Origin of the sequence: Thiobacillus denitrificans ATCC 25259 (assembly GCF_000012745.1) — a bacterium.
GTDB lineage: Bacteria > Pseudomonadota > Gammaproteobacteria > Burkholderiales > Thiobacillaceae > Thiobacillus > Thiobacillus denitrificans_B.
Genome location: NC_007404.1, coordinates 1,326,449 through 1,351,063 on the forward strand (window position 1 = coordinate 1,326,449; position 24,615 = coordinate 1,351,063).

Sequence of the window (24,615 nt, forward strand, 5' to 3'; positions counted from 1 at the left end):
CTTGAGCGACGACGGGCACCGATTCGAGCGCGGTTTGGCCGCTTCAATCCGAGGACACGGGCTGGCATGGTGTACCGAATCTTGCTGCAGGTGTGGCTGGGCTGCGTCTTCCTGCTTGCTCCGGAGTCGGACGCGCACGCCCAGCCGGTCCGCGTCGGCGTTTTCGAAAATCCGCCCATCGTTTCCGCCGGCCTTGACGGCATGCCGCGCGGCATCTCGATCGACGTCATTCAACTCGTCGCCCAGCGCGAAGGCTGGCAGGTCAGCTATGTGAGCTCGCCGGTCGACGATCTCATCGGTCGCCTCGAACGCGGCGAGATCGACGTGCTCGCTGCCATTGGCTACAGCGAGGAATACGCGCGCAGACTACGCCTGAGCCGCGAGAGCCTGATTGCGAACTGGGCCATGATTTTCCGGCGCGCCGACGTCGCGATCGATTCCCTCCCGCAACTCAAGCGCCGGCGCGTGGCGCTCGTCCGCGGCAGCGTGCAGGCGAAGGCCCTGATCAGGCTGGCGGAGCAGTTCGACGCGCCGTTCAAGCCGGTCTATGTCGACGACTTTCCGGCAGTCGTGCGTGCGCTGCAGGAACGCCGCGCCGACGCCGGCTCGGTCAATCGGCTGTTCGCGGTCGAGTACGCGAACCAGCCCGGTGTGGTCGAGACGGCTATCGTCTTCAGCCCGGTTTCGGTGCATTACGCTGCGCCGAGAAGCGCCGATCCCGCGCTGCTCGACGCCCTCGACCGTCATCTCGCGGAACTCAAGGCCGACACCGATTCGGTCTATTACACATCGCTCAAGCGCTGGCTTGCCGCCGCGCCGGACGGGCGTCTGCCTCCCTGGTTGCCCTGGCTGATCGGCGGCGGCGGCGGCGCGCTGCTGCTCGCGCTCGCCTTCGTCGTCCTGCTTCGCCACAAGGTCGGGCGTCAGACTGGCGAATTGCAGCGTCGTGCCGACCAGCTCGAACTCGAGGTCGAACAGCGCGAGCAGGCGCAGCGCCATCTCAACCGGCTCGCCTATTTCGATGGCCTGACGCGGCTGCCCAATCGCGAGGCCTTCCGACTGACCCTGAGCCAGGCGCTGCGCACGCTGAATGGCAGTGGCGGGCGTCTGGCCCTGCTTTTCGTCGACGTCGACCGCCTGAAAAACGTCAACGACGGCCTTGGCCACCGTGCCGGCGACATGCTGCTGCAGCAGATCGCAGGCCGTCTCCAGTCGGTTTTACGCGGCCACGACCACCTGAGCCGCTTCGGCGGCGACGAGTTCGTCGTCATCGTCTCCGAGATCGTCCGCGACACGGACGCCGAGCGGGTGGCTGGCCGCCTGCTCGCCGCCCTCGCGGCGCCGGTCGACATCGGCGGCACCCAGGTCTACACCGGCGCGAGCATCGGCATCGCGCTCTACCCCGAGGACGCCGAGTCGCTCGACGGCCTGCTCAAGCACGCCGACACCGCGATGTACCAAGCCAAGGAGCAGGGCGGCAATCGCTATGTCTTCTATCACGCCCAGCAGACAGAACGGGCCGTCGAGCGGCTCACGCTGGATACCCGGCTGCGCCAGGCGCTCGAGCGCAACGAACTGGTCCTGCATTACCAGCCGATCGTCGAACTGGCGAGCGGACGCATCGTCGGCGGCGAGGCCCTGGTGCGCTGGGAAGACCCCGAGCGCGGACTGGTCATGCCGTCGGCCTTCATTCCGGCTGCCGAAGACACGGGCTTGATCGTGGCACTCAGCGACTGGGTACTCGAGGCCTGCTGCACCCAGCTGCGCGCGTGGCAGCAGCAGGGCCGGGCGGCGGACGATCTGACGCTCTCGGTCAACATCTCGACGCGCCAGTTCGAGGGCGAGCATCTGACCCGCGCGGTCGACCGGGCGCTCGCGCGCAGCGGCCTGCGTCCGGACTGCCTCGAACTCGAGATCACCGAGAACGTCATGCTCGTCATGACCGACGAAGTCCGCACTTGTCTGGACGCGCTGCGTGCACGCGGCGTGCGGCTCGCGCTCGACGATTTCGGCACGGGCTATTCGAGCCTGAGCTATCTGAGCCAGTTGCCTTTTCACGGACTGAAAATCGACCAGTCCTTCGTGCGCAAGATCCCAGCGCACCCGAGCGAGACGCAGATCGTCACGACGATACTGGCGCTCGCCAGGGGGCTGGGGATGGAGGTCGTCGCCGAGGGCATCGAAACGGCCCAGCAGTACGCCTTCCTGCGCGATCGCGGCTGCGAGTTCGGACAGGGAAACCTCATGAGTACCCCGCAGGCGGCGGACGCGTTCGCGTCCCTGCTCGACCGGCAAAAGGCCAGCGGCCAGCGCCCGGTGCACGGGCACGAAACGGCCCCTTGACGGGGGCGCCTAAACCATCGCCGGCGACGCAAGGGGCGTGCGCAGCAGTTCTCTGACCTGTCCGCACACAGGTCGTCAAACCACGCCTCCGCGAGGGTCTTTAAGGCGTCTGGACGCGGGTTTCACGCGACCGGGCAAATTTGTCGGCAAGCCATCAAGTCGACGCCGAGGCCGCCGATAGGTAGGGAGGCTGGTCTCGCCAGGGCCGCCCCCGCCGCCGGCCCGGATCAAGGCTGTGCAGTCGCGAACTTGCCCGCAATGAGTCGTTTCCCGAAGCACCTTTCCGCTCTGCCCCGCCCGAACCACGCGCCTCGCACGTCCGGCCGCTTGCGCGCGCTGTCTTTTCTGCTGCCCGCTTTGCCCCTGCTGGCTGGCCCGGTGCAGGCGTCGCCGCTCGACCTCGACATCACGCAGATGAGCCTCGAACAGCTCATGGAAATCAGCGTCACCGGCGCGTCGAAGTACGAGCAGAAGCAGAGCGAGGTCGCGGCCGCCGTCAGTGTGATCACGCGCGACGAGATCCGGACCTACGGCTGGCGAACGCTCGCCGAGGCGCTCGCGAGCCTGCCGGGCGTCCACACCACCTACGACCGCCAGTACAGCTATGTCGGCGCCCGCGGCTTCGGGCTGCCAGGGGATTTCAACTCGCGTTTGCTGCTCACCGTCGACGGCAACCGCGCCAACGAGGTCGTGTACGGCACGGCGCTGATGGGCCGGGAATTCCTGGTCGATCTCGACCTGGTCGAACGCATCGAATACATCCCCGGTCCAGGGGGCGCGGTGTATGGGCAAAACGCATTGTTCGGCGTCGTCAATGTCGTCACGCGGACGGGAGCGGACGTGAACGGTGGCGAGGTCGCGCTGGCCCACAGCACGCTCGACTCCGGCAACGAAGGCCGCGCGACCTGGGGAGGCGTGCTCGACAACGGCGTCGATGTCCTGCTGTCCGCCAGCGCCTATGAAGCGGAGGGGCGCGACCTCTACTTCGACTACGGCAGTTCGGGTGTGGCCGGCGTCGCCTCCGGAATGGACGGTGAGCGCGACAAGCAGTTCTTCGGTCGCGCGGGGCGGGGACCGTGGTCGTTCGATTTTTCCTACGGAGAGCGGCGCAAGGACGACCCGATCGCCGCCTACAAAAGCGATCCGCTCGTACCGGGCCAGTACGCCGAGGATCGCCATCTGCTGACGCAACTGCAATACCAGGATCGCTTCGCCGGCGGCACGCTGCAGGTCTCGGGTCGCCTGTTCCTCGGACGCGAGCGCTTCAGGGGGCTGTTCCACCGTTCCGGGGACGCGCATCGCTACGCGTTCTCGAGCGACTGGCAGGGCATGGAGGTCCGGCTGGTGTCGACCGCCCGGGCCGACCACAAGACCATGTTCGGCTTCGAGTATCAGGACAACGCGCGCCAGGACCAGTCCGTCGTCGGCGCGGCCGCAGGCGTCATGATTCCGGGCGCCGGCTGGCGCGCCGGCGTTTATGCGCAGGACGAGTGGACCCTCACGGAGACATTGAGCGCGACGCTCGGCGTGCGCGCCGACCGCAGCGACGTCTCCGGCAGCGCGCTGAGTCCTCGCCTCGCCCTGGTCTGGCAGATGACGCCCGACACCACGCTGAAGGCCATGTACGGACGTGCCTTCCGGGCGCCGAACGCGCTCGAAAGCAATCTCGGCGACGGCGTGACCCAGCTTCCCAACCCCAACCTCGACGCCGAGCGCATCGATACCCTCGAGTTGCTGGCCGAGCAGCGCGTTACGCCAAGCCTGCGCCTGCGCGCGACGGCCTACCGCTGGACGATGCAGGGGCTGGTCACGCTTGCGGGACTCCCCGGCGGCTTCACCCAATATCAGAACGGCGCCGACATCGAGGCGCGCGGGGTCGAGCTTTCCGCCGACAAGACCTGGGACTGGGGCGGGCGCATTCGCGGAAGTCTCTCGCGCCAGGATGCCTGTTACGCCGACGGCCCGGTGTTGCTCAATTCGCCGCGGCTACTGGGCAAGCTCAATGTCTCGAGCCCCGTTCCGCAGACGGGCCTGCGCCTCGGCTACGAGCTTCAATACTCCGCGGATCGTCGCGCGGTCGACGGGACCGACGTGCCGGGTTACTGGCTTTCCAATCTCAATCTCGTCGCCGACAAATGGGCGAGGGGGCTCGAGCTGTCGCTTGGCCTTTACAACCTTCTCGACCGCGACTACGCCCAGCCCGGCTCGGCGTTCAACTGGCAGAACGTTTTCGAGCAGGACGGGCGGAGTGCACGGCTGAAGGCCGTGTACCGATTCTGAGCGGACGATGGCGACGATTCGATTCCTTCGCCAGGCCGGGATGCTTGCGCTGGCATTCAGCCTGTTTGCAGGCAGTCCCGCAGCCGCCCAGAACAACGCCGAATACCGCGTCAAGGCCGGGTTTCTGTACAACTTCATCGCGTTCACCGAGTGGCCGGCAGGCGTCGGGAGCCGGCTCACGCTCTGCGTCCACGGTGGCCACCCCTTTAACGGCGAACTGCACGCGCTAGAGGGCAAGACGGTCAACGGCCGCACGCTTTCGCTCCGCCACACCGAAGGACTTCATCAGCTGAAAGGTTGCCAGGTCGTGTTCGTTGCACGCGCGGCGATCGACAGCTTGCCGCGCGTTGTCGACGCGCTGCGCGGCGAGCCCGTGCTGATCGTGGCCGATAGTCCCGGCGCGCTCGACGCCGGCGCCGGCATCAATCTGCTGCTGCGGCAGGACCGCGTCGCGTTCGAGGTGAATCTGGGCGCGACGCGCGCTGCGCGGCTCGGCCTGAGTTCGAAGCTGCTGCGGCTCGCGAGCGAGGTGCGGCGATGAGCCCCGAGGGAACGTCGACGACGCTGCGGGCGCGGCTGCGGCGCACGAGCCTGATCACGCTCGCGGTCGCCCTCGGCATCGTCGCCGTGATCATCATGGCGAGCAGTTTCGCGGCCGGCCTCATCTCGCTCGCCAGCACCAATCGCGTCGAGGCCAGGGTACTCGCGGAAAACGTCAGCGCGAGCCTGTTGTTCGAAGACCGCACTTCGGCGGAGGAACTGCTGCATTCACTTCGTCATTCGCGCGTGGTTCACGGCGCCGCGGTCTACGACAACGCCCGGCGTGTATTCGCGCGCTACGAGCATGGCAGCGACCGCGTGCCCGCCATACTCGGGCCGCTGAGCGAAGGCGTTGATTACGGACTGCGCAGGGTCACGGTCGTGCAGCCCGTCATGCTCGACGGCAGGCAGGTCGGCAGCGTTCTGCTCTCGGTCGGCCTCGAATCCCTCTATGCGCAGATCGGCTGGCAGGCGCTGGTCACGCTGCTCGCCGCGGCGCTGGCCATGCTCGTGGCGAATCGGCTGCTCGGCCGTCTGAACGAATCGGTCGTGGTTCCACTCGCTCGCCTGTCCGCACTGATGCTGAGAATTTCGAGCCGCAACGACTATACCGTGCGGGCCGCCGGAAGCGAGATCGCCGAAATGAATACGCTGGCTCGCGGCTTCAACGACATGCTCGGGCAGATCCAGCAGCGCGACCAGGAGCTTGCCGAGCATCGCGCCCGGCTCGAGGACCAGGTCGCGCATCGCACCGTCGCGCTGAAGGCTGCGGAGGCGGCGAGTCAAGCGAAGAGCGATTTCCTCGCGACCATGAGTCACGAGATCCGCACGCCGATGAATGGCGTCCTCGGCATGAACGAGCTGCTGCTCGGAAGCAGCCTCGACCCGCAGCAGCGCATGTGGGCCGAGTCCGTCCAGCATTCGGGCCAGCATCTGCTCGGTGTCATCAACGACATCCTGGATTTCTCGAAAATCGAGTCGGGCCATCTGTCGCTCGAAACCGTCGACTTCGACCTCGTCGAACTGATCGACGACACGATGAGGATGTTCGCGCATCAGGCCGAGCACAAGGGCCTCGAACTCGCCTGCCGAATCACCCCGTCGCAGCGCACCATCGGCCTGCGCGGCGATCCGTTCCGCCTGCGCCAGATCGTCGCCAACCTCGTCGGCAACGCGATCAAGTTCACCGAGCACGGCGCGGTCGTCGTCCACGCCACCGTGAATGACAACGGCGACGCCGCCGCTGTCGGCCTGTGCGTGGAGGACACCGGGATCGGCATCGCACCCGAGGCGCAGGCGCGGATATTCGAGCATTTTTCCCAGGCCGACGGCTCGACGACGCGCCGCTTCGGCGGCACCGGACTCGGCCTTGCGATCTGCAGGCGCCTCGCCAACCTCATGGGGAGCGACATCACGGTCGCGAGCGCCCCGGGGCAAGGCGCGCGTTTCTGCCTCGATCTTCGCCTTGCGCGCGCGAGCGCCGACTTCGAGCGCCCCGATCCTGCGGGCGAGGCGAGCGGCGCGGGGACGTCGGCCCCGGCGTTCCAGGGACGGGGCGAACGCGTCTTGCTGGTCGAGGACAATCCGGTCAACCAGCAGGTCGCGCAAGCGATGCTGGCGAAGCTGGGACTGGCGACGACGGTCGCGAGCGACGGGCGCGAAGCGGTCGACCTCGTCGCATCCCGCGCATTCGACGCCGTGCTGATGGATTGCCAGATGCCGGTCATGGACGGCTACGAGGCGACGCGGGCGATCCGGCGCCTGCCGGGCGCGCGCTTGCCGGTGATCGCGCTGACGGCCAACGCGTTGCACGGAGACCGGCAGAAATGCCTCGATTCCGGCATGGACGACTTCCTGCCCAAACCCTACTCGCTGGCACAATTGCAGGCGACGCTGGCGCGCTGGCTGCGGCCGACGAACCCGACCCCGGAAGCACAGGCGGCGGCACCGCAGCACGGCCCCGATGGGGAGATCGCGTCACCGCAGGCGCCGGCCATCAACATGAAGACACTGAACGCCTTGCGCGAACTCGACCCCGAAGGCGGCATGGGCCTCGCGCACCAGATCGTGCGAACCTTCCTCGAGTCGGCGCAGACGTGGGTCGACCGCGTCGAGCAGGCGGTGGCAGGCGGCGACGGCGACGCGCTGCGGCAGTCCGCCCATGCGCTCAAGTCGAGCTCGGCCAATGTCGGCGCCGAACGTCTATCGGGTCTGTACCGGCAGATGGAAAAGCTCGGGCGCGAGCGGCGGCTCGACGAGGCGCGCGAAGCGCTCGGCGAAGTACGGGGCGAATACGCTCGCGCGGTATCCGAAATGCACGCGATCCTGACGGGAGGACGTTGATGGCCGCTGCGACGCGTATCCTCGTCGCCGACGACGAGCCGACGGCCCGCCTGCTCATGGCGGCCGCCCTCGAGAAGGCCGGCTTCGAGGTCGCCGTGGCGGTCGACGGCGACGACGCCTTGCGGCAGTTTCGTGCGCAGCCGAGCGCCCTGGTCATGCTCGACGTCGACATGCCCGGTCGCAACGGCTACGAATTGTGCGCGATCCTGCGCCGCGAATTCGGCGACGAACTGCCGATCGTGATGGTCACCGCGATGGACGACAACGAGTCGATCGAGCGGGCCTACGAATACGGCGCGACCGATTTCATCCCCAAACCGATTAACTGGTCGCTCATCGGCCACCGGGTCAAATATCTGCTGCGCGCCTCCGACGCGCTGCGCGAACTGCATGCGGCGAATGCCCGCAACGCCGCGCTGCTCAGAGCGATCCCGGATCTCCTGTTCGAAGTCGACGTGGACGGCCGTTACCTCAGTTGCCATTCCTCGAGGAAAGACCTGCTCGTCGCGCCCGGCGAATCCCTGATCGGACGCACCATCGACGACGTACTTCCGCCCGAGGCCGCGCGCATCTGCATGGCGGCCTTGCATGAGGCGAACGAGGCCGGGCTGGTGACCGGCAGGCAGTTCGAGTTGATGCTCGCGTCCGGCGCATTCTGGTTCGAGTTGTCGGTTTCGCGCAAATCCGCCGAGCCCGGACAGAAGCCGACCTTCGTCGTCCTTGCGCGCAACATCACCGAACGCAAGGCGGCCGAGCAGAAGATATACGAACTCGCCTTCTTCGACAGCCTGACGCATCTGCCGAACCGGCAGTCGTTTCTCGAGCGGCTCGCGCAGGACATCCGGGTCGCGCAGCGCGAGAAACAGAAGCTCGCCGTCCTGTTCATGGACCTCGACGGCTTCAAGGGCGTCAACGACACCATGGGTCACGATGCCGGCGACCTGATTCTCCAGTCCGCGGCCGAGCGGCTGCGAAACAGCATCCGGCCCGGCGACAGCGCGTCGCGCCTGGCCGAAGACGGGGCCCAGGTGGGGCTCGCGCGCCTGGGGGGCGACGAGTTCACGGCGGTGATCCCGGGGATCACCCATGAGGAGGACGCGTTGCGCGTCGCCAATCGCATCCGCGAACAGATGCGCACCCCGTTCGTGCTGGCCGGCAGCGAAGTCGTCCTCACGTCCAGCATCGGCATCGCGGTTTTCCCGCACGACGGGGCCGACGCGGCGACCCTGCTCAAGCACGCCGACACCGCGATGTACCACGCAAAGAGCTGCGGCCGCGACAACTGCCAGTTCTATAGCGCCGCGCTCACGCAGCGTGCGCAGCAGCGGCTGACGCTCGAGAACAACCTGCGTCAGGCGCTGGAGCGCGGCGAGTTCGACCTCGTCTACCAGCCGCAGATCGACGTCGCGAGCGGGCGTATCCGCTCTGTCGAAGCCCTCATCCGCTGGAATCACCCGGCCGGCGGCGTCATCGCGCCGCAGGACTTCATCCCGCTCGCCGAGGAGAACGGCCTCATCGTGCCGATCGGCGAATGGGCGTTGCGCACGGCCGCGACGGACGCCGCACGCTGGCAGGATGGCGGGCGGGTCTGCGTGGCGGTCAACCTGTCTCCGGTGCAGCTACGCGCCGCCGACCTCGTCCCGACGCTCGTCGACATCCTGCGCGAGACCGGCCTGGCGCCGGGCCTGCTCGAACTCGAAGTGACCGAAGGCGCACTGATGGAAGAGCGCGAAGCCACCCACGCGACGCTCGAAGCACTGCTCGCCGGGGGCGTGCAGCTCGCGCTGGACGATTTCGGTACTGGCTACTCGTCGCTGGGCTATCTCAAGCGTGTGCCGCTCAGCAACCTCAAGATCGATCAGAGCTTCGTGCACGGGCTGCCGCACGACCGCGAAAATCTGGCGATCGTGCGCACGATCCTGGCGCTGGCGAAGAATCTCGGTTTCCGCACCACGGCGGAGGGGGTCGAAACGGCCGAGCAGGCCACGACCCTCGCAGGCATCGGCTGCGACGCGCTGCAGGGCTTTTACTTCAGCCGGCCGCTGCCGGCCGGCGCGATTCCCGCGCTGCTGCAGCGGCGTTGGCGGCTGGACGAAACCGACCCGGGCGGCGGCTAAACCGTCGTGCTGCCGGATGCGTTCGGTTCGAGCAAATCTTCGCGACGCAGCATGAACACGAACTGGTCGCCGCCTTCGGTGTCGAGCCAGGTGAAGGGCAGGGCGGGGTAGGCCGCCTCGAGTGCGTCGCGGTTGTGGCCGATCTCGACGACCAGCAGACCGCCGGGCTTGAGGTGGTCGCCGGCGGCTGCGAGTATCTTGCGCGTCGCGTCGAGACCATCCTCGCCCGAGCCGAGCGCGAGCGCCGGCTCCGCCCGATATTCCGCCGGCAATGCGGCGACCGCTGCAGCATCGACGTAAGGCGGATTGCTGATGATGAGGTCGTAGCGGCGGCCGCCGAGCGTGGCGAACAGGTCCGATTCGATCAGCGCGATACGTGCGTCGAGGTCGTAGTCGGCGACGTTTCTCGCCGCGACCGCGAGGGCGTCCTGCGACAGGTCGACTGCGTCGACGTCGGCAGAGGGGAAAGCGAGTGCGGCAAGCACCGCGAGGCAGCCCGAGCCGGTGCACAGATCGAGGACGTCCTCGACCGCGTCGGCATCCTCGACCCATGGCGCGAGTTGATCCTGCAGTAGTTCGGCGATGAACGAGCGTGGCACGATCACGCGCTCGTCGACGTAAAAATGGTGGCCGGCGAGCCAGGCCTCACGGGTCAGATAGGCGGCGGGCAGGCGCTCGCGCACGCGCCGCTCGAGCATTGCGCGGACCTGCTCGGACTCGGCGTGCGTCAGGCTCGCGTCGAGGAAGGGCTCGAGCCGGTCGAGCGGCAGATGCAGCGTGTGCAGGATCAGGTAGGCGGCCTCGTCGAAGGCATTGTCCGAGCCATGGCCGAAGAAGAGCCTGGCCTCGTTGAAGCGCGATACGGCGAAGCGCAGCCAGTCGCGGACCGTGATCAGCGATTCGGTGTCGTCAAACGCGTTCATCGCTCTCGCCCAGCAGCTTTTCCAGCGCCTTCTCGTAAACCGCTGCGAGCTGCTCGACGTTTTCGAGTGCGACGTGCTCGTTCAGCTTGTGGATGCTCATGTTGAGCGGGCCGAACTCGACGACTTCGCGACAGATGTCGGCGATGAAGCGGCCGTCCGACGTGCCGCCCGTGGTCGAAAGCTCGGGCGTGAGCCCGGTGACCTCGTGGACGGCTTCGGAGAGCCTGTCGCACAAGGCGCCGCGCGGCGTGAGAAAGGGCTTGCCGGAGAGGTTCCAGTCGATTTCGTAGTCGAGGCCGTGGCTGTCGAGGATTTCGTTGACGGCGTCCATCAGGCCCTCGGCCGTGCTGGCCGTGGAAAAGCGGAAATTGAACTGGATCTCGACCATGCCCGGAATCACGTTGGTGACGCCGGTGCCGGCATGGATGTTGGAAATCTGCCAGGTCGTCGGCGGGAAGTAGCTATTGCCTTCGTCCCACATCGTCTCGGCGAGCTCGGCGATCGCCGGCGCCGCGAGATGGATCGGGTTTTTCGCGAGGTGGGGGTAGGCGATGTGCCCCTGTACACCCTTCACGCGCAGGGTGCCCGAGAGCGAGCCGCGCCGTCCGTTCTTGATCGTGTCGCCGAATTCGGCGGCGCTCGTCGGCTCGCCGACGATGCAATAGTCGAGCAGTTCGCCGCGTGCCTTGAGCGCTTCGACGACGCGCACCGTGCCGTCGGTCGCCGGACCTTCCTCGTCGGAAGTCAGCAGGAAAGCGATCGAGCCCGGATGGTCGGGACGGCGGGCGAGGAAGCGCTCGGTCGCAGTGACGAAGGCCGCATCCGAGGTTTTCATGTCGGCGGCGCCGCGGGCGTAGAGCTTGCCGTCGCGCAGCGTCGGCTCGAAAGGATCGGAGAGCCACTGCTCGAGCGGCCCGGGCGGGACGACGTCGGTATGGCCGGCGAAGCACACGACCGGGGAGGCCGTGCCGCGACGCGCCCACAGATTGTCGACGTCGTTGTGGCGATGGCGCTCGATGTGGAAGCCAAGCGCTTGCAGCCGCGCCGCGATCAGGTCGTGGCAGCCGGCGTCGTCGGGCGTGACCGAGCGGCGCTTGAGCAGTTCGACCGCGAGCGCCAAGGTTTCACTGGCAAGGACGGCATCCTCGAGCGTTTCATTGGCCATGCCGGGTCATGCTCCGAAAAGATTGCGGTAATAGTCTTCGCTGAAGCCGAGATGGTAGCGCCCGTCGCGTTCCAGCACGGGCCGCTTGATCACGCTCGGATGAGCCTGCATGAGCGCGAGCGCGCCGGCCTCGTCGACCGCTGCCGCTCTCTCGGCATCACTGAGCGTGCGCCAGGTCGTCCCGCGGGTATTCATCAGGTTCTTCCAGCCGGCGTCGGCGCTCACGGTCCGCAGCCAGGCGGGATCGACGCCGAGTTTCCTGAAGTCGTGGAAGGGCACGTCGAGGCCGCGACCGGCGAGCCAGGCGCGCGCTTTCTTCACCGTCGTGCAGTTGGGGATACCGTAAAGCTTCATCGTTATGCATGCCTGCGCCGGCGAGCGCGGCGCATGGACGTAAAATCGGAAAAACCAAAGACGCGATTCTAACCGACCTGATGCATCCCGCCGTCCATTCCCACACCGCGCCGCCGCCCCCCGGCGAAGCCAGCCTGCGTTCGATCGGCCGCCTTTTCCCTTATCTGTGGGAATTCCGCGGGCGCGTGCTCGTGGCGCTCGCGCTGCTCGTCGGCGCGAAGCTCGCGTCGGTCGCGGTGCCGCTGGTGCTCAAGGAAATCATCGACGCGCTCGACAAGCCGCGCCCCGAGCTCGTGCTGCCGCTCGCGTTCATTCTCGCCTACGGCCTTCTGCGCTTCGCGAGCACGACCTTCGCCGACCTGCGCGACGTCATTTTCGCCAAGGTCACGCAGCGCGCAATGCGGCGCATCAGCATGGCCGTGTTCGATCACCTGCACGCGCTGTCGCTGCGCTTTCACCTCGAGCGCCAGACGGGCGGCATCACGCGCGACATCGAGCGGGGCGCCCGTGCAGTGTCGAGCCTGGTCGGCTATCTGCTGTTCCGCATCACGCCGACCGTGCTCGAAATCCTCATGGTCGCCGGAGTGCTGTTCGTCAAGCTCGACTGGGTATTCGGCCTCATCACGCTCGTGACGCTGGCCGCCTACATCGGCTTCACCGTCACGATCACCGAATGGCGGACGCAATTCGTGCGCCGCGCCAACACGCTCGATTCGGAGGCCTACGGCCGGGCGATCGACAGCCTGCTTAACTACGAGACGGTCAAGTACTTCGGCAACGAGAAATACGAGGCGCGCCGCTACGACGGCAGCCTCGCCGAGTGGGAGGACATGTCGATGAAGTCGCAGCGCTCGCTCGGCCTGCTCAACGCGGCGCAGGCGGGGGTGATTTCGATCGGCGTCACGCTGATGGTGCTGCGCGCGGCCAACGGCGTCGTCGCCGGCACGCTGACGCTCGGCGATCTCGTCATGGTCAACGCCTTCCTGCTGCAGATGTTCCAGCCGCTCAGTTTTCTCGGCGTGATGTACCGCCAGATCAAGGAATCGATCACCGACGTCGAGCGCATGTTCGGCCTGCTCGGCCGACCCCGCGAGATCGAGGACAAACCCGACGCGCGCGCGCTCGACGTGGTCGCGGGCGAAGTCAGGTTCGATCACGTGAACTTCGCCTACAACGCGGACCGGCCGATCCTGCGCGACGTCAGCTTCGCGATCCCGGCGGGCAATACCGTCGCCGCCGTCGGCGCGAGCGGCGCCGGCAAGTCGACGCTCGCGCGCCTGCTGTTCCGCTTCTACGACATACAGCAGGGCAGCATCACGATCGACGGCCAGGACATCCGCCACGTCACGCAGGACTCGCTGCGCGCGGCGATAGGCGTCGTGCCGCAGGACACCGTGCTGTTCAACGACAGCATCTACTACAACATTGCCTACGGCCGGCCCGAGGCGAGTCGCGAGGAAGTGATCGAGGCGGCACGTGCGGCGCATATCCTGGCGTTCATCGAGAGTCTGCCGCAGGGCTGGGACACCGTCGTCGGCGAGCGCGGCCTCAAGCTCTCGGGCGGCGAGAAGCAGCGCGTCGCAATCGCGCGCACGTTGTTGAAGAACCCGGCGATCCTCATTCTCGACGAGGCCACGTCCGCGCTCGACACCCAGACCGAGAAGGCGATCCAGGGCGAACTGCTCGAAATCGCGCGCAGCCGCACCAGCCTCATCATCGCCCACCGGCTCTCGACCGTCGTCGAAGCCGACGAGATCCTCGTGATGGAAGGCGGACGCATCGTCGAACGCGGCCGCCATCCCGACCTACTCGTGAAAAACGGCGTCTACGCCCACATGTGGGCACTGCAGCAGCAGGCCGAGGACGAGACCGCCTGATGGCGCCCCCGCTGCTGCAAGCGGGCGTGCGCCGGCACGAAGTCGCCGCGTGGGCGATGTACGACTTCGCGAACTCGGGCTACACGACGGTCGTCATCACCGCGGTGTTCAGCGCCTATTTCGTCGGTGTCGTCGCCGCGGACGCGCCGTGGGCGACCTTCGTCTGGACGCTAGCACTCTCGGCGTCCTACGCGCTGGTGATGCTGAGCGCGCCGCTCGTCGGCGCCTGGGCCGACGCCCACGCGAGCAAGAAGAAGCTGCTCTGGCTGACGACCCTCGGCTGCGTCGGCTTCACGGCGCTGCTGTACTTCGCGGCGCCGGGCGCGCTCGTGCTCGCAGTCGCCGCGCTCGTTATTTCGAATTACTTCTTCGGCACAGGCGAGAACCTGATCGCGGCCTTCCTGCCCGAACTCGCGCGGCCGCGGGCGCTCGGCCGGGTGTCGGGCTGGGGCTGGGCGCTCGGCTATTTCGGCGGTCTCGTCGCGCTCGGCGTCTGCCTCGCCTACATCGGCTGGGCGCGGGCGCGCGGGCAGGGCGCCACGGACTTCGTGCCCGTGACGATGCTGCTCACGGCGGGCCTGTTCGCGCTGGCGAGCCTGCCGACGCTGATCCTGCTGCGCGAGCGCGCGACAGCGCGCGCCGAGCCGTCGCGAAAAAGCGCTTGGTCGCAGCTGCGCCACACGCTGTCGCACCTCGACCGGCTGCCCGATCTCAAGGCCTTCCTCGTCTGTACCGTGCTCTACCAGGCGGGCATCCAGGCCGTCATCACACTGGCCGCGATCTACGCGAGCCAGGTGTTCCACTTCGATACCGAACGGACGATCCGCCTCGTGTTCGTGGTCAACGTCACGGCCGCCCTCGGGGCGTTCCTCTTCGGCCACGTGCAGGACCGGATCGGCCACGTGCGGGCGATCGCACTGACCCTCGTAGGCTGGATCGTGATGGTCGCCCTCGCGTGGGCGGCGCCCGACGAACGCATGTTCTGGGTCGCCGCCAATCTCGCCGGCCTGTGCATGGGCGCCTCGCAATCGGCCGGTCGCGCGATGGTCGGTCTGCTCGCACCGCCGGCGCAGCAGGCCGAATTCTTCGGCCTCTGGGGGCTCGCCGTGAAGCTCGCCTCGATACTCGGCCCGTTGACCTACGGCGTGGCGACCTGGCTTACGCACGGCGACCACCGCCAGGCCTTGCTCGTCACCGGCAGCTATTTCGTTGCCGGCCTGTGGACGCTGCGACACGTGCGCGCCGCACGCGGGCGCCGCGCCGCACAGCGTTTCGCGCGCGCAGCGGCATGAGCGCGGCCATGCTCCTCGAAACCGACTGGGCGCGCGACGCACCGCGGCTCGCCGCGGTGCGTCGAGCCGTCTTCATCGACGAACAGGGCGTGCCGGAGCATATGGAATGGGACGCCGACGACGCCGTGTCGACGCATTGGCTCGCGCTGGTCGACGGTGAGCCGGTCGGCTGCGCGCGCCTGCTGCCGGACGGCTGGATCGGCCGGATGGCGGTGCTGCCGGCGTGGCGCGGACGCGGCATCGGTCGCGCGCTGCTTGGCGCCGCGCTCGCGGCGGCACGAGAACGCGGGCACCGCACGGTGCGCCTGAGCGCCCAGCGTCACGCCGCGGCGTTTTACGCGCGAGCCGGTTTCGTCGTCAGTGGCGACGTCTACGAGGAGGCCGGCATTCCGCACGTCGCCATGCAGAAAACGCTGGCGGCGACCTGAAGCGGGTCCGCACAGGCGAACGCCGAATATCCGCACATTTCGCCGCGGCATCACGGGCTGCCGCCGCATCAGCCGGAATTTTTGCTGATAGAGTTCAGCTTCGCCGCGTCCGCGCGTGATTGCCTGGCGCGACGAGGATTTTTACCGGAGAGGACAAGGATCAAGCAGATGGCAGGACTTCACTCGGGAGAGGAAAACACCGGTTGCGAAGGCGTCGCAACCCCGGCTGCCGCGCCGCGCGCGGCCGTGGTCGGTGCGGGGATTTCGGGCGCCAGTTGCGCCGGGGTGCTCGCCGCAGCGGGATGGGAGGTCGACGTGTTCGAGAAGGCGCGCGGCGCCGGCGGACGCATGTCGAGCAGGCGCATCGAGCAGGGCTGGGCGACGCTCGGTACGCCATTTCTCTCGGCGAAGCGCGAAGCCTTCCGCGGCAAGCTGCGCGACTGGGCACGCCAGGGCTGGATCGCGCCCGTGCGCGGCAGCCTCTGGCAGGGCCGCGCGACGATCCATTGGGGCGAGGCGCAGTTGCAGAACCAGTATCGGCCGATGATCGAGCCTTCCCAGCTCGTCCGCTCGCTGCTCGGCGGCGCACGCCTGCATACCAGTGCCGAGGTGAGCGCGGTGGCGCCGCGCACGATCGTGCTCGCGGACGGTCGCACGCTCGCGGACTACGACTGCGTGGTCTGCAGCATGCCGACGACGCAGGCGATTCCGCTGCTCGGCGCGCTGCCCTTGCTGCAGGAGCGCCTCGGCGCAGTGCGCTATCGGCCGATCTGGACCTTCCTGATGCGCTGGGAAGGCGGGCCGGCGGCCGACGTCATCAAGTTCGACGACCATTTGCTCAATCTGGCCGTGCGCCAGGTCTCGGGGGGCCCAGGCCTGTGGGTCGTCTACAGCAGTCACGAGTTCGCCGAGACCTATCTCGAGGCCGGCTACGAGGAAGCGACGACGCGCGGCGCCTCGGCCTTGATGGGTCTCCTCGGCCTGCCATGGCCGGTCGAGGTCGAAGCCGCGCACCTCTGGCGCCACGCGCGGCCGGTCGGCGCGCTCGGCGGGTTCTGGGCCGGCGATCGCGAAAACCGCGTCGCCGTGATCGGCGACGGCGTCACCGGTGTCGGCGTCGAGCGCGCTTGGGAAAGCGGCGTGCGCCTCGCCCAGGCGATGCAGCAATCGAAGGAAGAATTGATGCCGTGACGCCTCAGGCGTCCGCGATCACGTAGCGGTTGCGGCCGCGGCGCTTGCCCTCGTACAGCGCGAGGTCGCCGCGTCGTCGACCGGCACCGGCGTCGTCGCGACGGTCTCCAGCACGCGTTGCGCCGAGCGCCCGGCCTCGTCGGGCGAGTTGCACTTCAGCAGCCAGAGAAACTCTTCGCCGCCGTAGCGATAGAGCGGCTCGTCGCTGCGCAGCGTCCGCTTCAAGGTCTCCGCGACGTGGCGCAGGACCCGGTCGCCGGCGGGATGGCCATAGGTATCGTTGATCGGCTTGAAATGGTCGACGTCAATCATCGCGACGTAGAGCGCGCTTCGCTTGCGTCGCGCTTCCTTCTGGTAGAGGAGATAGTCGCTTTCGATGTTGTGACGCATCGGCAGTTGCGTCAGCGGATCGCGACGCCCGGCCTTGGACAGGATCAGGGTCTTGAACGTCGCCAGCAGCTGAATGAGCGCCTCCTGCGATTGCTCGAAGGCGTCGAGTTCCTCGGCCGGCGCGGCCTCCCCGCGGACGATGCACAGGCAGATCGCCCGCATTGCGTCGTGCATCGCGCGGTGCGCGACGTCGACACGGTCGGCGGCGGCCGCGTCGAGCGACTCGAGATGCTTGTGATGGTGCGCGAGCCAGCCACCGAAGCGGCACAGCGCATGCGCCTGTGGGTCGATCACGTCGTCGTCGGGCGTCGTGTGCAGTACGGCGCAACGCAGGATGCGTCGCGTCCAGTCCATGTGGGCCTGGACGGCGGCGTCGAGTTCGGCGACGAGATGTTCGGTTTCTGGGAGCAGGGGCGTTTCCTCGGCTATCGGTGCGCGACCGGTTGCGCAGCAAAGCGGCGCGACGGGTCGCCCACGGGCGGGTTGGACTTACGCGAGTTCGCGCAGGACACGAAAGCCGAGATTGATGTCGAGTTCGTCTTCGAGGCGCCGCCTGCGTGCGGCGGCACGGCAATCCTCGGGGCCGTCGAACCAGGAGCCGCCCTTGGTGACGATGGCCTGCGGTTTGCCCTGCGCCGGCCGCTCGGGCAGACGGCTATGGCTCTCGGTCCAGGGGCTCGCCGTGAACTCCCAGACGTTGCCGGGCATGTCGTGCAGACCCCAGCGATTGGGCGCGTTCCGGCCGACCTCGGTCGCACCGCGGCCGATGAAACGGCGCGCCAGCAGATAGGGGCGCCGCGGGTGAATGGCGTCGAAGCCGCCACGCGTGTTGTAGCGCGCCTGCGAAGCGGTGATGCAGTTGCCGCAGGGGTAGGCGCTCGCGGCGCCGGCGCGGCAGGCGTACTCCCACTCCTGCTCGGTGGGCAGGCGATAGCGCTGTCCCGACTGCTCGGACAGCCATGCGCAGTAGTCGCGTGCATCGGTCTGACGTACGTTGATCGCGGGCTTGCGACCGGAAAGCCAGACCAGCTCGGCGCGCGGCCGCCACCCGGTCGCGTGCGCGAAGGCTTCGAATTCCTCGGTGGTGACGGGGCAGACGCCCAGGGCAAAACTGCGCTCGATCAAGGCCGCGCGACGCGGCCGCTCGTGGGCGGGCGCGGCCTCGTCGGTCGCGGCGCCGTATTCGAAGGCGCCCGCCGGAATCGTCGCGAGCAGCGGGCCGCTGCCGCCGGCGCGCAGCGCATCGCTGAAGACGACGTCGGGCAGCGAGAAGGCCTGGGCGGCGCGCACCTGCAGCGCGATCAACTCGCCTTCGTGCAGGGCGAAGGTGTTGGGAAGCGGCTCGGCGACGGAATCGAGGTTCATGGGCAGGCGGCGGGCAGACAGATCCGATTATGCCAGTTTCGGCGAGCCCCGCGGGCAGGGGCGGCCGGCGCGTCTGCCGCTAGAACTTGAGCGACACGCTGACCGCACCATAGCCATCGTTATCCTCCTGGGTCCGGAACTCGCGCGTGCGCAGGACGTGGGTGTAGCTCACCCGCACGTCGGGCCAGTCGAGTACGAAGCCGAACTGGAGATCGCCGACGAAGGGCTTCTTGTCGACGCTGCGGCTGTCGCGGAAGGTGTTGCCGTCGAGGAAGATGTTCTGTGCCACGGCGCGGCCCTCGACGCCGGCGAACACATACCAGCCGAAATCCGAGGCCGGACTGAAACGGGCCGCGGCGGGCAGGCCCTGGCGAACGTAGGGCGCGCCATAGTCGTTCGGAAGCTGCTTGCCGTAGCGCAGCGTGACGCCGGCGTTGGCGTAGGTGTAGACGTTCCCGAGCGCCGCGCCGGCGTGGGGAATGAGGTCGAACCGGGGGCCGCTGGCGTCGCCCGTCGCCGGCCCGCGCCAGCTGCGCTGATAGGTCAGGACGATGCCGGGCTCGTTCTCGAGTTGCGTGTCCCAGCCCTGCGGGTCGTCGGAGCCGAGAGCCTCGTGGAAGAATTTCTGCGTGTCCTCGGCGAAAGAGGCGGGACCGACCACGCCAACCGTGACGCCGAACTGGTCGAGCGTCGAACCCGAGTCGGCGGCGAGGCCGAGCGAGGCGTAGAGCCAGCCGGCGTAGGGGCGGTCGGTCAAGGGCGGGTCGGCGACCGTGATGTCGCTCGGCACGAAGGTGCTCTGGCCGAATGCGTAGCCGTGCCGTACCTCGCCGTGCTGCGGGAACCATGGCATCAGGCGCGCGAGGTTCACGGCCCACTGCGGTGGCGGGGCAGCGTCGCCCGGCACCCAGCCGACGCTGAAACCGTTCGTGTAGTGGCTGTCACTGCCGTTGAACCAGTCGTTCTCGAGCACGAAGCTCAAAGTTCCGGGCGCCTCGGAGGCGGCATAGGTGGGATGCGATGCCGAGGCGGCGATGAGCAACAGGATCAAGCGGCGTGTTTTCGTCATGTCGTATTCCAAGGGTTTTTCTTCAGCCTAGCAAAGCCGCGCAGCCTGGTGAGGCGTCGCGCAAGGCGCGCCTGCACAGGAAGCGGGCTGTCGTATGATCCGGACGGTGTTCGCGCTTGGCGCTCACCCGGTCCGCGCCGCCTTTTTGATGGAGGAAAACATGTCCGACCCGCTCACGGCGACGCCCGCCGCGCCCGCGCATTCCCTCGGCGACGAGTTCGCGCTCGACCCGGGCCTCGTCTATCTCAACCACGCGGCCGTCGCGCCCTGGCCGCGGCGCACCGCGCGCGCCGTCCAGCGCTTCGCCGACGAGAGCCTGCATTACGGCGCGAGCCATTTCCCGCGCTGGATGGAGAAGGAAGTGCAGTTGCGCGGTCAGTGCCGCGACCTCGTCAACGCGCCGTCGGCGGACGACATCGCGCTTTTGAAGAACACCTCCGAGGCCTTGTCGGTCGTCGCCCATGGCCTCGACTGGCAGGCTGGCGACAACGTCGTGATCAGCGACGAGGAATTCCCGTCGAACCGCATCGTCTGGGAATCGCTCCGCGCGCGCGGCGTCGAGACGCGCCGCGCACGCCTCGCCGCCGCGCCGTCGCCGGAGGATGCGCTCGCCGCGTGCATTGACGCGCGCACGCGGCTGCTTTCGGTCAGCTCGGTCGAGTACGCGAGCGGACTGCGCCTCGACCTCGATCGCCTGGGCGAGATCTGCCGCGCGCGCGGCGTGCTGTTCTGCGTCGACGCGATCCAGAGCCTCGGCGTCCTGCCCTTCGATGTCGCGGCATGCGGCGCCGACTTTGTCATGGCCGACGGGCACAAGTGGCTGCTCGCCCCCGAGGGCCTGGCGCTGTTCTACGTTCGGCCCGAGATTCGCGACCGGCTCCGGCTCAACCAGTACGGCTGGCACATGGTCGAGGAGGCGTTCGATTTCTCGCGCGACGACTGGCAGATTGCCGCGAGCGCGCGCCGCTTCGAATGCGGCAGCCCGAACATGCTCGGCATCCACGCGCTGAGCGCGAGCCTAGAAGTACTGGCCGAAGCGGGGACTGCGAACGTCGCCGCGCAGGTGCTCGCGCACAGCGCGTATTTGATGGACGCACTCGCCGCGCTGCCGGGCATCGAGATACTGACGCCGCGCGCGCCGGGGCGCTACGCCGGCATCGTGAGCTTTCGCCACGTCCGCGTCGCACCGGTCGAGCTGCACGCCCGCCTGATCGCGCAGCGCATCCTCTGCGCGCAGCGTGGCGGCGGCGTGCGTTTCTCGCCGCACTTCTACCTCACTCGCGAGCAACTCGACACCGCGGTCGCGGCGGTTGCGGCGGCGACGCGCTGAGCCGCGCCGGCTACGCGTCGTCGGCGAGCCGGATGCCCTGGAACTGCCAGCGTTCGTGCGGATAGAAGAAGTTGCGGTAGCTCGCGCGGATGTGGTCGGCCGGGGTCACGCACGAACCGCCGCGCAGGACCATCTGACCGCACATGAACTTGCCGTTGTATTCGCCGAGGGCGCCGGGCGCGGTGCGAAAGCCGGGATAAGGCAGGTAGGCCGAGCCCGTGTGCTCCCAGACGTCGCCGAACATCTGCAGCAGGCCGCCGCCGGTCGGCGCGACGACGGGATGGAAGTGGCCGGCGTCGCGCAGATTGCCGCGCACCGGAAGGCCCGCTGCACCGATTTCCCATTCGACTTCGGTCGGCAGCCGCTTGCCGGCCCAGGTCGCGTAGGCCTCCGCCTCGTAGTAGCTGACGTGACAGAGCGGCTGCTCGGGGTCGAGCCGGCGCACGCCGCCGAGCGTGTATTGCTGCCACACGCCGTCGACCCGCTCCCAGTAGAGCGGGCCGCTCCAGCCGAGACGCTTGAGCGTGGCCCAGCCGTCGGCGAGCCAAAGCGCGGGATTGACGTAGCCGCCGTCGTCGATGAAACCGAGATACTCGCCGTTGGTGACGAGGCGCGTCGCCAGGTGGAAGGGCTCGACATAGCTGCGGTGGCGCGGCATTTCGTTGTCGTAGGCGAAACCGTCGCCGCGCGCGCCCATCTCGTGCACGCCGCCCGGAAAAGACTGCCAGCCGAGGTCCGGCGCGAGCCCGCCGGGCACGGCGGGCAGGTCGTCGCGGTACGCCGGGCGCAGCGGATTGGCGTAGAGATTGAGCTTGAGATCGGTCAACAGCAGTTCCTGATGCTGTTGCTCGTGATTGAGGCCGATCGCGAGGCGCTTCTCGATTTCGGGCCAGACGGCGCCGCCGGCGCCTTGCATGAGTTTGAGCATCGCTTCGTCGACGTGGGCACGATAGCGAAGGATTTCCTCGACGCTCGGACGCGACAGGAAGCCGCGGTGCGCACGAGGATGGAATTCGCCGACCTGCTCGTAATACGAATTGAAGAGATAGCCGAAGCGCGGATGGAAGTCGCGGTAACCGGCAAGATAGTCGCGCAGCAGAAAGGTCTCGAAGAACCAGCTCACGTGTGCGAGATGCCATTTTGCGGGGCTCGCCTCGGGGGCGGTCTGGATCACGTAGTCCTCGGCGGCGAGCGGCGCGCAGAGCGCCTTGCTGCGCTGGCGCACGGCAAGGTAGGCGTCGGCCCAGAAGACGCGTGCGTCTTCCCGTCGTGTCGTTGCGGCCTGCGAAGCTGTCATCGCGCCTCCTGAGGGGTTCGAGGGTTCGTGGGAAGGGGGCGGGCGCGTGGAGAATGCGGCTTGGCTCGGCCGCGACGCTGCCCCTCCGATCATAGGTGGCCGCGCGCCTGAGTAAAGCCGCCACCGGAAACGCTCGCCGCCGCGAGGAGGCGAGGGCAGCGGCTCACTGGCCGAGCGCGCAGATGTTCTTGCCGAGTTCCAGTTCGCGGGCGCGCCGTTCGTCCACGTCGACCAGGCCGGCGTTGGCGCGCTTGATCTCGACGTAGGCTTCGGGAAATTCGGGCAGGCTCGCGAGCACGTGCGCCAGAAACGCCGCCTCGCCCTCGGCCAGCTTCCGCAGGCCCGGATTGCGCCGCTTCAGTTCGCCGAGCGTCGCGCGGTAGACGCCGTCGTCGTCGCCCGCGGTGATGTCGCTGAAATGCGCTGGCAGCACGACGGTCGCGTCGGGCAGCGCGGCCATGCGCGCGAGCGAGGCGTAGAGCAGCGGCGCCCAGGCGTCGGCGCGGCCGCCGAGATCGGGCCGCGCGATCGAGGTCAGGAACAGGCTGTCGCCGCTAAGCAGAAAGCGCTCGTCGACGAGGAAGGCGACCATGCCGAGGGTGTGCCCCGGAAAGTGCAGCACCTTGATCTCGGTCTCGCCGCAGCGCAGCGTCTGGCCGGCTTCGAGCGGACGGTAGTCGATGCGCGCGGGCAGAAGATCGGTCGGGTGGATCGCATCGTAGGGGTGCAGGTGGTAGCGAACATGGGCCTGTCGCCCGAGGGCAGGCCCGCCACTCAGATGGTCCGCATGGAGATGGGTGTCGAGCACGGCCTCGATCGTCGCGCCGAGCGAATCGGCCAGTTCGCGGTAATGCGCGACATGCCGCGCGGGGTCGAAAACCATCGCGTGACGCCCGCTGACGAGAACATGGCTCAGGCAGCCGCGCGCCGGCCGCACGACCTGGAACAGGGAAAAGCGCGCGTTGCGCTCGACCGTACGCGAGTAATAGAAATCGCCCCAGGCCTCCATTCCGCCTTCGAGGTTCATCGCCTCGAAGCCGGCGCGGCGCAGGCCTTCGGCCACGTAAGCGGACGTATTGCCTTCGGCGCAGACGGCGAGAATCGGGCGGTCGCGCGGCACCTTGTCCATGAGCTGTGCGTGTATGCCGCGCGTGACGGCCGCGCCCACGTCGTCGTCGGCGTCGAGATCGAGAAGTGTGTAATAGGGGACGTTGAGCGTCGGTACCGGGCGCGGGCCTTCGACGCGCCAGCGCTCGAATTCGTCGGCGTTGCGCACGTCGAGGATGAAGAGCGGCGCCGCATGCAGCAGGCTTTCCCAGACTTTCGCGGGGCTCGCGCTTGTATCCGGTGCCGGCATGGGATTCTCCTTGTCCGCGAAATGCGGAGGTGTTTGCGTGGCCGAGCCGTTTCGAGGCGCGGCCGCGCTTCACGCTATAGGCCCCGCCGCGGCACGGCGAGTTCCCGCGCGCGGGCAAAGTTCCCGTGCGCGAGCATGGACGCGTGGCGGCGCCTGAGGTAAAAGGCGAGTCTTGTCCAATCGCCGCGAGGCCGCATGCCGAGGTCCGTTCCGTTCCTGCCCTTGCTGCTCGCGCTCCTGCTGGCGCTGAGCGGGACTGCGTTCGCCGCCGAGGTGCAGGTCGCGGTCGCGTCGAACTTCATCGCCCCGATGCGCGCCGTCGCCGCGGGTTTCGAGCGGTCCACGGGGCACCGGGTGCGTCTCGCCTTTGGCGCTACCGGCAAGTTCTACGCTCAGATACGGAACGGTGCGCCGTTCGACGTCCTGCTCGCGGCCGACGACACCACGCCGGCGAAGCTCGAGCGCGAAGGCCGTGCCGTGGCGGACAGCCGCTTCACCTATGCGATCGGCCGGCTCGCGCTCTGGTCGGCAAAGCCCGGCTTCGTCGACGTCGAAGGCGCGGTGCTCGAACTGGGGCGATACCGGCGGCTGGCGATCGCGAATCCGCGGCTCGCGCCCTATGGCGCCGCGGCCGTCGAGGTGCTCGAGCGCCGCGGACTGCTCGCGCGCCTGCGCCCGCGGCTCGTGCAGGGCGAGAACATCGCGCAGACCTACCAGTTCGTCGCCAGCGGCAACGCCGAACTCGGCTTCGTCGCGGCGTCGCAGGTCTTCGTGGACGGGCGCCTCGGGCGCGGTTCGGCCTGGGTCGTGCCACAGGCCTTGCACGCGCCGATCCGCCAGGACGCGGTCGTCCTTGCCCGCGGGCGCGACAATCCCGCTGCTCGCGCGCTGATCGACTACATGAAGCAGGACGAAGCGCGGGCTATCATCCGCGCCCATGGCTATGACCACTGA

The 24,615-nt window shown here is 68.1% G+C and carries 19 protein-coding genes; 11 read left to right on the forward strand and 8 right to left on the reverse strand.

Going from position 1 to position 24,615, the window contains the following annotated elements:
- Nucleotides 1–66 precede the first annotated feature (66 nt).
- The 5 genes from TBD_RS14225 (at nucleotide 67) to TBD_RS06370 (ending at nucleotide 9,623) form a co-directional block, all read left to right on the forward strand.
- Nucleotides 67–2,343, forward strand: coding sequence for a putative bifunctional diguanylate cyclase/phosphodiesterase (locus tag TBD_RS14225; protein ID WP_011311777.1), 2,277 nt, complete (start codon nucleotides 67–69; stop codon nucleotides 2,341–2,343).
- 327 nt (nucleotides 2,344–2,670) lie between these two features.
- Nucleotides 2,671–4,623: a TonB-dependent receptor plug domain-containing protein gene (locus TBD_RS06355; RefSeq protein WP_238376504.1), complete on the forward strand. Its 1,953-nt coding sequence runs from the start codon at nucleotides 2,671–2,673 to the stop codon at nucleotides 4,621–4,623.
- A 7-nt stretch (nucleotides 4,624–4,630) separates the two neighbouring features.
- A complete protein-coding gene (locus tag TBD_RS06360; protein ID WP_011311779.1) occupies nucleotides 4,631–5,164 on the forward strand; it encodes a YfiR family protein in 534 nt (177 codons plus the stop codon).
- Entirely contained in the window at nucleotides 5,161–7,506 is a 2,346-nt protein-coding gene (locus tag TBD_RS06365; protein WP_011311780.1) for an ATP-binding protein, read from the forward strand. Before TBD_RS06360 ends, TBD_RS06365 begins: the two co-directional genes overlap by 4 nt.
- The gene (locus tag TBD_RS06370; protein ID WP_011311781.1) at nucleotides 7,506–9,623 is read left to right on the forward strand and encodes a putative bifunctional diguanylate cyclase/phosphodiesterase; all 2,118 of its coding nucleotides are present in this window, start codon (nucleotides 7,506–7,508) and stop codon (nucleotides 9,621–9,623) included. The genes TBD_RS06365 and TBD_RS06370 overlap by 1 nt, the downstream gene beginning before the upstream one ends.
- On the opposite strand, the gene prmB is transcribed toward TBD_RS06370, so the two are convergent.
- Genes prmB through TBD_RS06385 form a run of 3 tightly spaced genes read right to left on the reverse strand, consistent with a single transcriptional unit; the run spans nucleotide 9,620 to nucleotide 12,065 of the window.
- Complete coding sequence (gene prmB, locus TBD_RS06375; protein WP_011311782.1) at nucleotides 9,620–10,546, reverse strand: 50S ribosomal protein L3 N(5)-glutamine methyltransferase; 927 nt, start codon at nucleotides 10,544–10,546, stop codon at nucleotides 9,620–9,622. The two genes, TBD_RS06370 and prmB, sit on opposite strands and share 4 nt — an antisense overlap.
- Nucleotides 10,533–11,711: a succinyl-diaminopimelate desuccinylase gene (dapE, locus tag TBD_RS06380; RefSeq protein ID WP_011311783.1), complete on the reverse strand. Its 1,179-nt coding sequence runs from the start codon at nucleotides 11,709–11,711 to the stop codon at nucleotides 10,533–10,535. The genes prmB and dapE overlap by 14 nt, the downstream gene beginning before the upstream one ends.
- A gap of 6 nt (nucleotides 11,712–11,717) precedes the next feature.
- Complete coding sequence (locus TBD_RS06385; protein WP_011311784.1) at nucleotides 11,718–12,065, reverse strand: ArsC family reductase; 348 nt, start codon at nucleotides 12,063–12,065, stop codon at nucleotides 11,718–11,720.
- A gap of 80 nt (nucleotides 12,066–12,145) precedes the next feature.
- Between TBD_RS06385 and TBD_RS06390 the strand changes: the two genes are divergently transcribed.
- The 4 genes from TBD_RS06390 (at nucleotide 12,146) to TBD_RS06405 (ending at nucleotide 16,853) form a co-directional block, all read left to right on the forward strand.
- The gene (locus tag TBD_RS06390; RefSeq protein WP_041432448.1) at nucleotides 12,146–13,942 is read left to right on the forward strand and encodes an ABCB family ABC transporter ATP-binding protein/permease; all 1,797 of its coding nucleotides are present in this window, start codon (nucleotides 12,146–12,148) and stop codon (nucleotides 13,940–13,942) included.
- Complete coding sequence (locus TBD_RS06395; RefSeq protein WP_011311786.1) at nucleotides 13,942–15,234, forward strand: MFS transporter; 1,293 nt, start codon at nucleotides 13,942–13,944, stop codon at nucleotides 15,232–15,234. The genes TBD_RS06390 and TBD_RS06395 overlap by 1 nt, the downstream gene beginning before the upstream one ends.
- On the forward strand, nucleotides 15,231–15,662 hold the full coding sequence (locus TBD_RS06400; RefSeq protein ID WP_011311787.1) for a GNAT family N-acetyltransferase: 432 nt from the start codon (nucleotides 15,231–15,233) through the stop codon (nucleotides 15,660–15,662). Before TBD_RS06395 ends, TBD_RS06400 begins: the two co-directional genes overlap by 4 nt.
- Before the next feature lie 168 nt (nucleotides 15,663–15,830).
- Complete coding sequence (locus TBD_RS06405; RefSeq protein ID WP_011311788.1) at nucleotides 15,831–16,853, forward strand: NAD(P)/FAD-dependent oxidoreductase; 1,023 nt, start codon at nucleotides 15,831–15,833, stop codon at nucleotides 16,851–16,853.
- Between the two features lie 18 nt (nucleotides 16,854–16,871).
- Here TBD_RS06405 and TBD_RS06410 read toward each other — a convergent pair whose 3' ends face one another.
- The 3 genes from TBD_RS06410 to TBD_RS06420 all read right to left on the reverse strand — a co-directional run bounded on the left by TBD_RS06410 (nucleotide 16,872) and on the right by TBD_RS06420 (nucleotide 19,677).
- Nucleotides 16,872–17,597 (reverse strand): diguanylate cyclase domain-containing protein, encoded by a 726-nt coding sequence (locus tag TBD_RS06410; RefSeq protein ID WP_011311789.1) that lies wholly within the window; start codon nucleotides 17,595–17,597, stop codon nucleotides 16,872–16,874.
- Between the two features lie 135 nt (nucleotides 17,598–17,732).
- Nucleotides 17,733–18,608 (reverse strand): formylglycine-generating enzyme family protein, encoded by an 876-nt coding sequence (locus TBD_RS06415; RefSeq protein ID WP_011311790.1) that lies wholly within the window; start codon nucleotides 18,606–18,608, stop codon nucleotides 17,733–17,735.
- Between the two features lie 79 nt (nucleotides 18,609–18,687).
- Complete coding sequence (locus TBD_RS06420; RefSeq protein ID WP_011311791.1) at nucleotides 18,688–19,677, reverse strand: lipid A deacylase LpxR family protein; 990 nt, start codon at nucleotides 19,675–19,677, stop codon at nucleotides 18,688–18,690.
- A gap of 160 nt (nucleotides 19,678–19,837) precedes the next feature.
- On the opposite strand from TBD_RS06420, the gene TBD_RS06425 reads away from it, so the two are divergent.
- Entirely contained in the window at nucleotides 19,838–21,007 is a 1,170-nt protein-coding gene (locus TBD_RS06425; protein ID WP_148203019.1) for an aminotransferase class V-fold PLP-dependent enzyme, read from the forward strand.
- A gap of 10 nt (nucleotides 21,008–21,017) precedes the next feature.
- Here the strand turns inward: TBD_RS06425 and egtB are convergent, their stop codons facing one another.
- Both egtB and TBD_RS06435 read right to left on the reverse strand, forming a co-directional pair.
- Nucleotides 21,018–22,304 (reverse strand): ergothioneine biosynthesis protein EgtB, encoded by a 1,287-nt coding sequence (egtB, locus tag TBD_RS06430; protein WP_011311793.1) that lies wholly within the window; start codon nucleotides 22,302–22,304, stop codon nucleotides 21,018–21,020.
- A 163-nt stretch (nucleotides 22,305–22,467) separates the two neighbouring features.
- Nucleotides 22,468–23,661 carry an MBL fold metallo-hydrolase gene (locus TBD_RS06435; RefSeq protein ID WP_011311794.1) on the reverse strand — a complete coding sequence of 398 codons (1,194 nt, stop codon included), beginning with the start codon at nucleotides 23,659–23,661 and terminating at the stop codon, nucleotides 22,468–22,470.
- A 195-nt stretch (nucleotides 23,662–23,856) separates the two neighbouring features.
- Here TBD_RS06435 and modA point away from each other — a divergent pair, with 195 nt between their 5' ends.
- A complete protein-coding gene (gene modA, locus TBD_RS06440; RefSeq protein ID WP_011311795.1) occupies nucleotides 23,857–24,615 on the forward strand; it encodes a molybdate ABC transporter substrate-binding protein in 759 nt (252 codons plus the stop codon).

Coding starts and splice junctions, on each gene's coding strand:
- modA (WP_011311795.1), top strand. CDS start 23,857: ATGCCGAGGTCCGTTCCGTTCCTGCCCTTGCTGCTCGCGCTCCTGCTG.
- TBD_RS06405 (WP_011311788.1), top strand. CDS start 15,831: ATGGCAGGACTTCACTCGGGAGAGGAAAACACCGGTTGCGAAGGCGTC.
- TBD_RS06390 (WP_041432448.1), top strand. CDS start 12,146: ATGCATCCCGCCGTCCATTCCCACACCGCGCCGCCGCCCCCCGGCGAA.
- TBD_RS06420 (WP_011311791.1), bottom strand. CDS start 19,677: ATGACGAAAACACGCCGCTTGATCCTGTTGCTCATCGCCGCCTCGGCA.
- TBD_RS06410 (WP_011311789.1), bottom strand. CDS start 17,597: ATGGACTGGACGCGACGCATCCTGCGTTGCGCCGTACTGCACACGACG.
- TBD_RS14225 (WP_011311777.1), top strand. CDS start 67: ATGGTGTACCGAATCTTGCTGCAGGTGTGGCTGGGCTGCGTCTTCCTG.
- TBD_RS06415 (WP_011311790.1), bottom strand. CDS start 18,608: ATGAACCTCGATTCCGTCGCCGAGCCGCTTCCCAACACCTTCGCCCTG.
- dapE (WP_011311783.1), bottom strand. CDS start 11,711: ATGGCCAATGAAACGCTCGAGGATGCCGTCCTTGCCAGTGAAACCTTG.
- TBD_RS06425 (WP_148203019.1), top strand. CDS start 19,838: ATGTCCGACCCGCTCACGGCGACGCCCGCCGCGCCCGCGCATTCCCTC.
- TBD_RS06365 (WP_011311780.1), top strand. CDS start 5,161: ATGAGCCCCGAGGGAACGTCGACGACGCTGCGGGCGCGGCTGCGGCGC.
- TBD_RS06395 (WP_011311786.1), top strand. CDS start 13,942: ATGGCGCCCCCGCTGCTGCAAGCGGGCGTGCGCCGGCACGAAGTCGCC.
- TBD_RS06400 (WP_011311787.1), top strand. CDS start 15,231: ATGAGCGCGGCCATGCTCCTCGAAACCGACTGGGCGCGCGACGCACCG.
- TBD_RS06385 (WP_011311784.1), bottom strand. CDS start 12,065: ATGAAGCTTTACGGTATCCCCAACTGCACGACGGTGAAGAAAGCGCGC.
- prmB (WP_011311782.1), bottom strand. CDS start 10,546: ATGAACGCGTTTGACGACACCGAATCGCTGATCACGGTCCGCGACTGG.
- TBD_RS06370 (WP_011311781.1), top strand. CDS start 7,506: ATGGCCGCTGCGACGCGTATCCTCGTCGCCGACGACGAGCCGACGGCC.
- TBD_RS06360 (WP_011311779.1), top strand. CDS start 4,631: ATGGCGACGATTCGATTCCTTCGCCAGGCCGGGATGCTTGCGCTGGCA.
- TBD_RS06435 (WP_011311794.1), bottom strand. CDS start 23,661: ATGCCGGCACCGGATACAAGCGCGAGCCCCGCGAAAGTCTGGGAAAGC.
- egtB (WP_011311793.1), bottom strand. CDS start 22,304: ATGACAGCTTCGCAGGCCGCAACGACACGACGGGAAGACGCACGCGTC.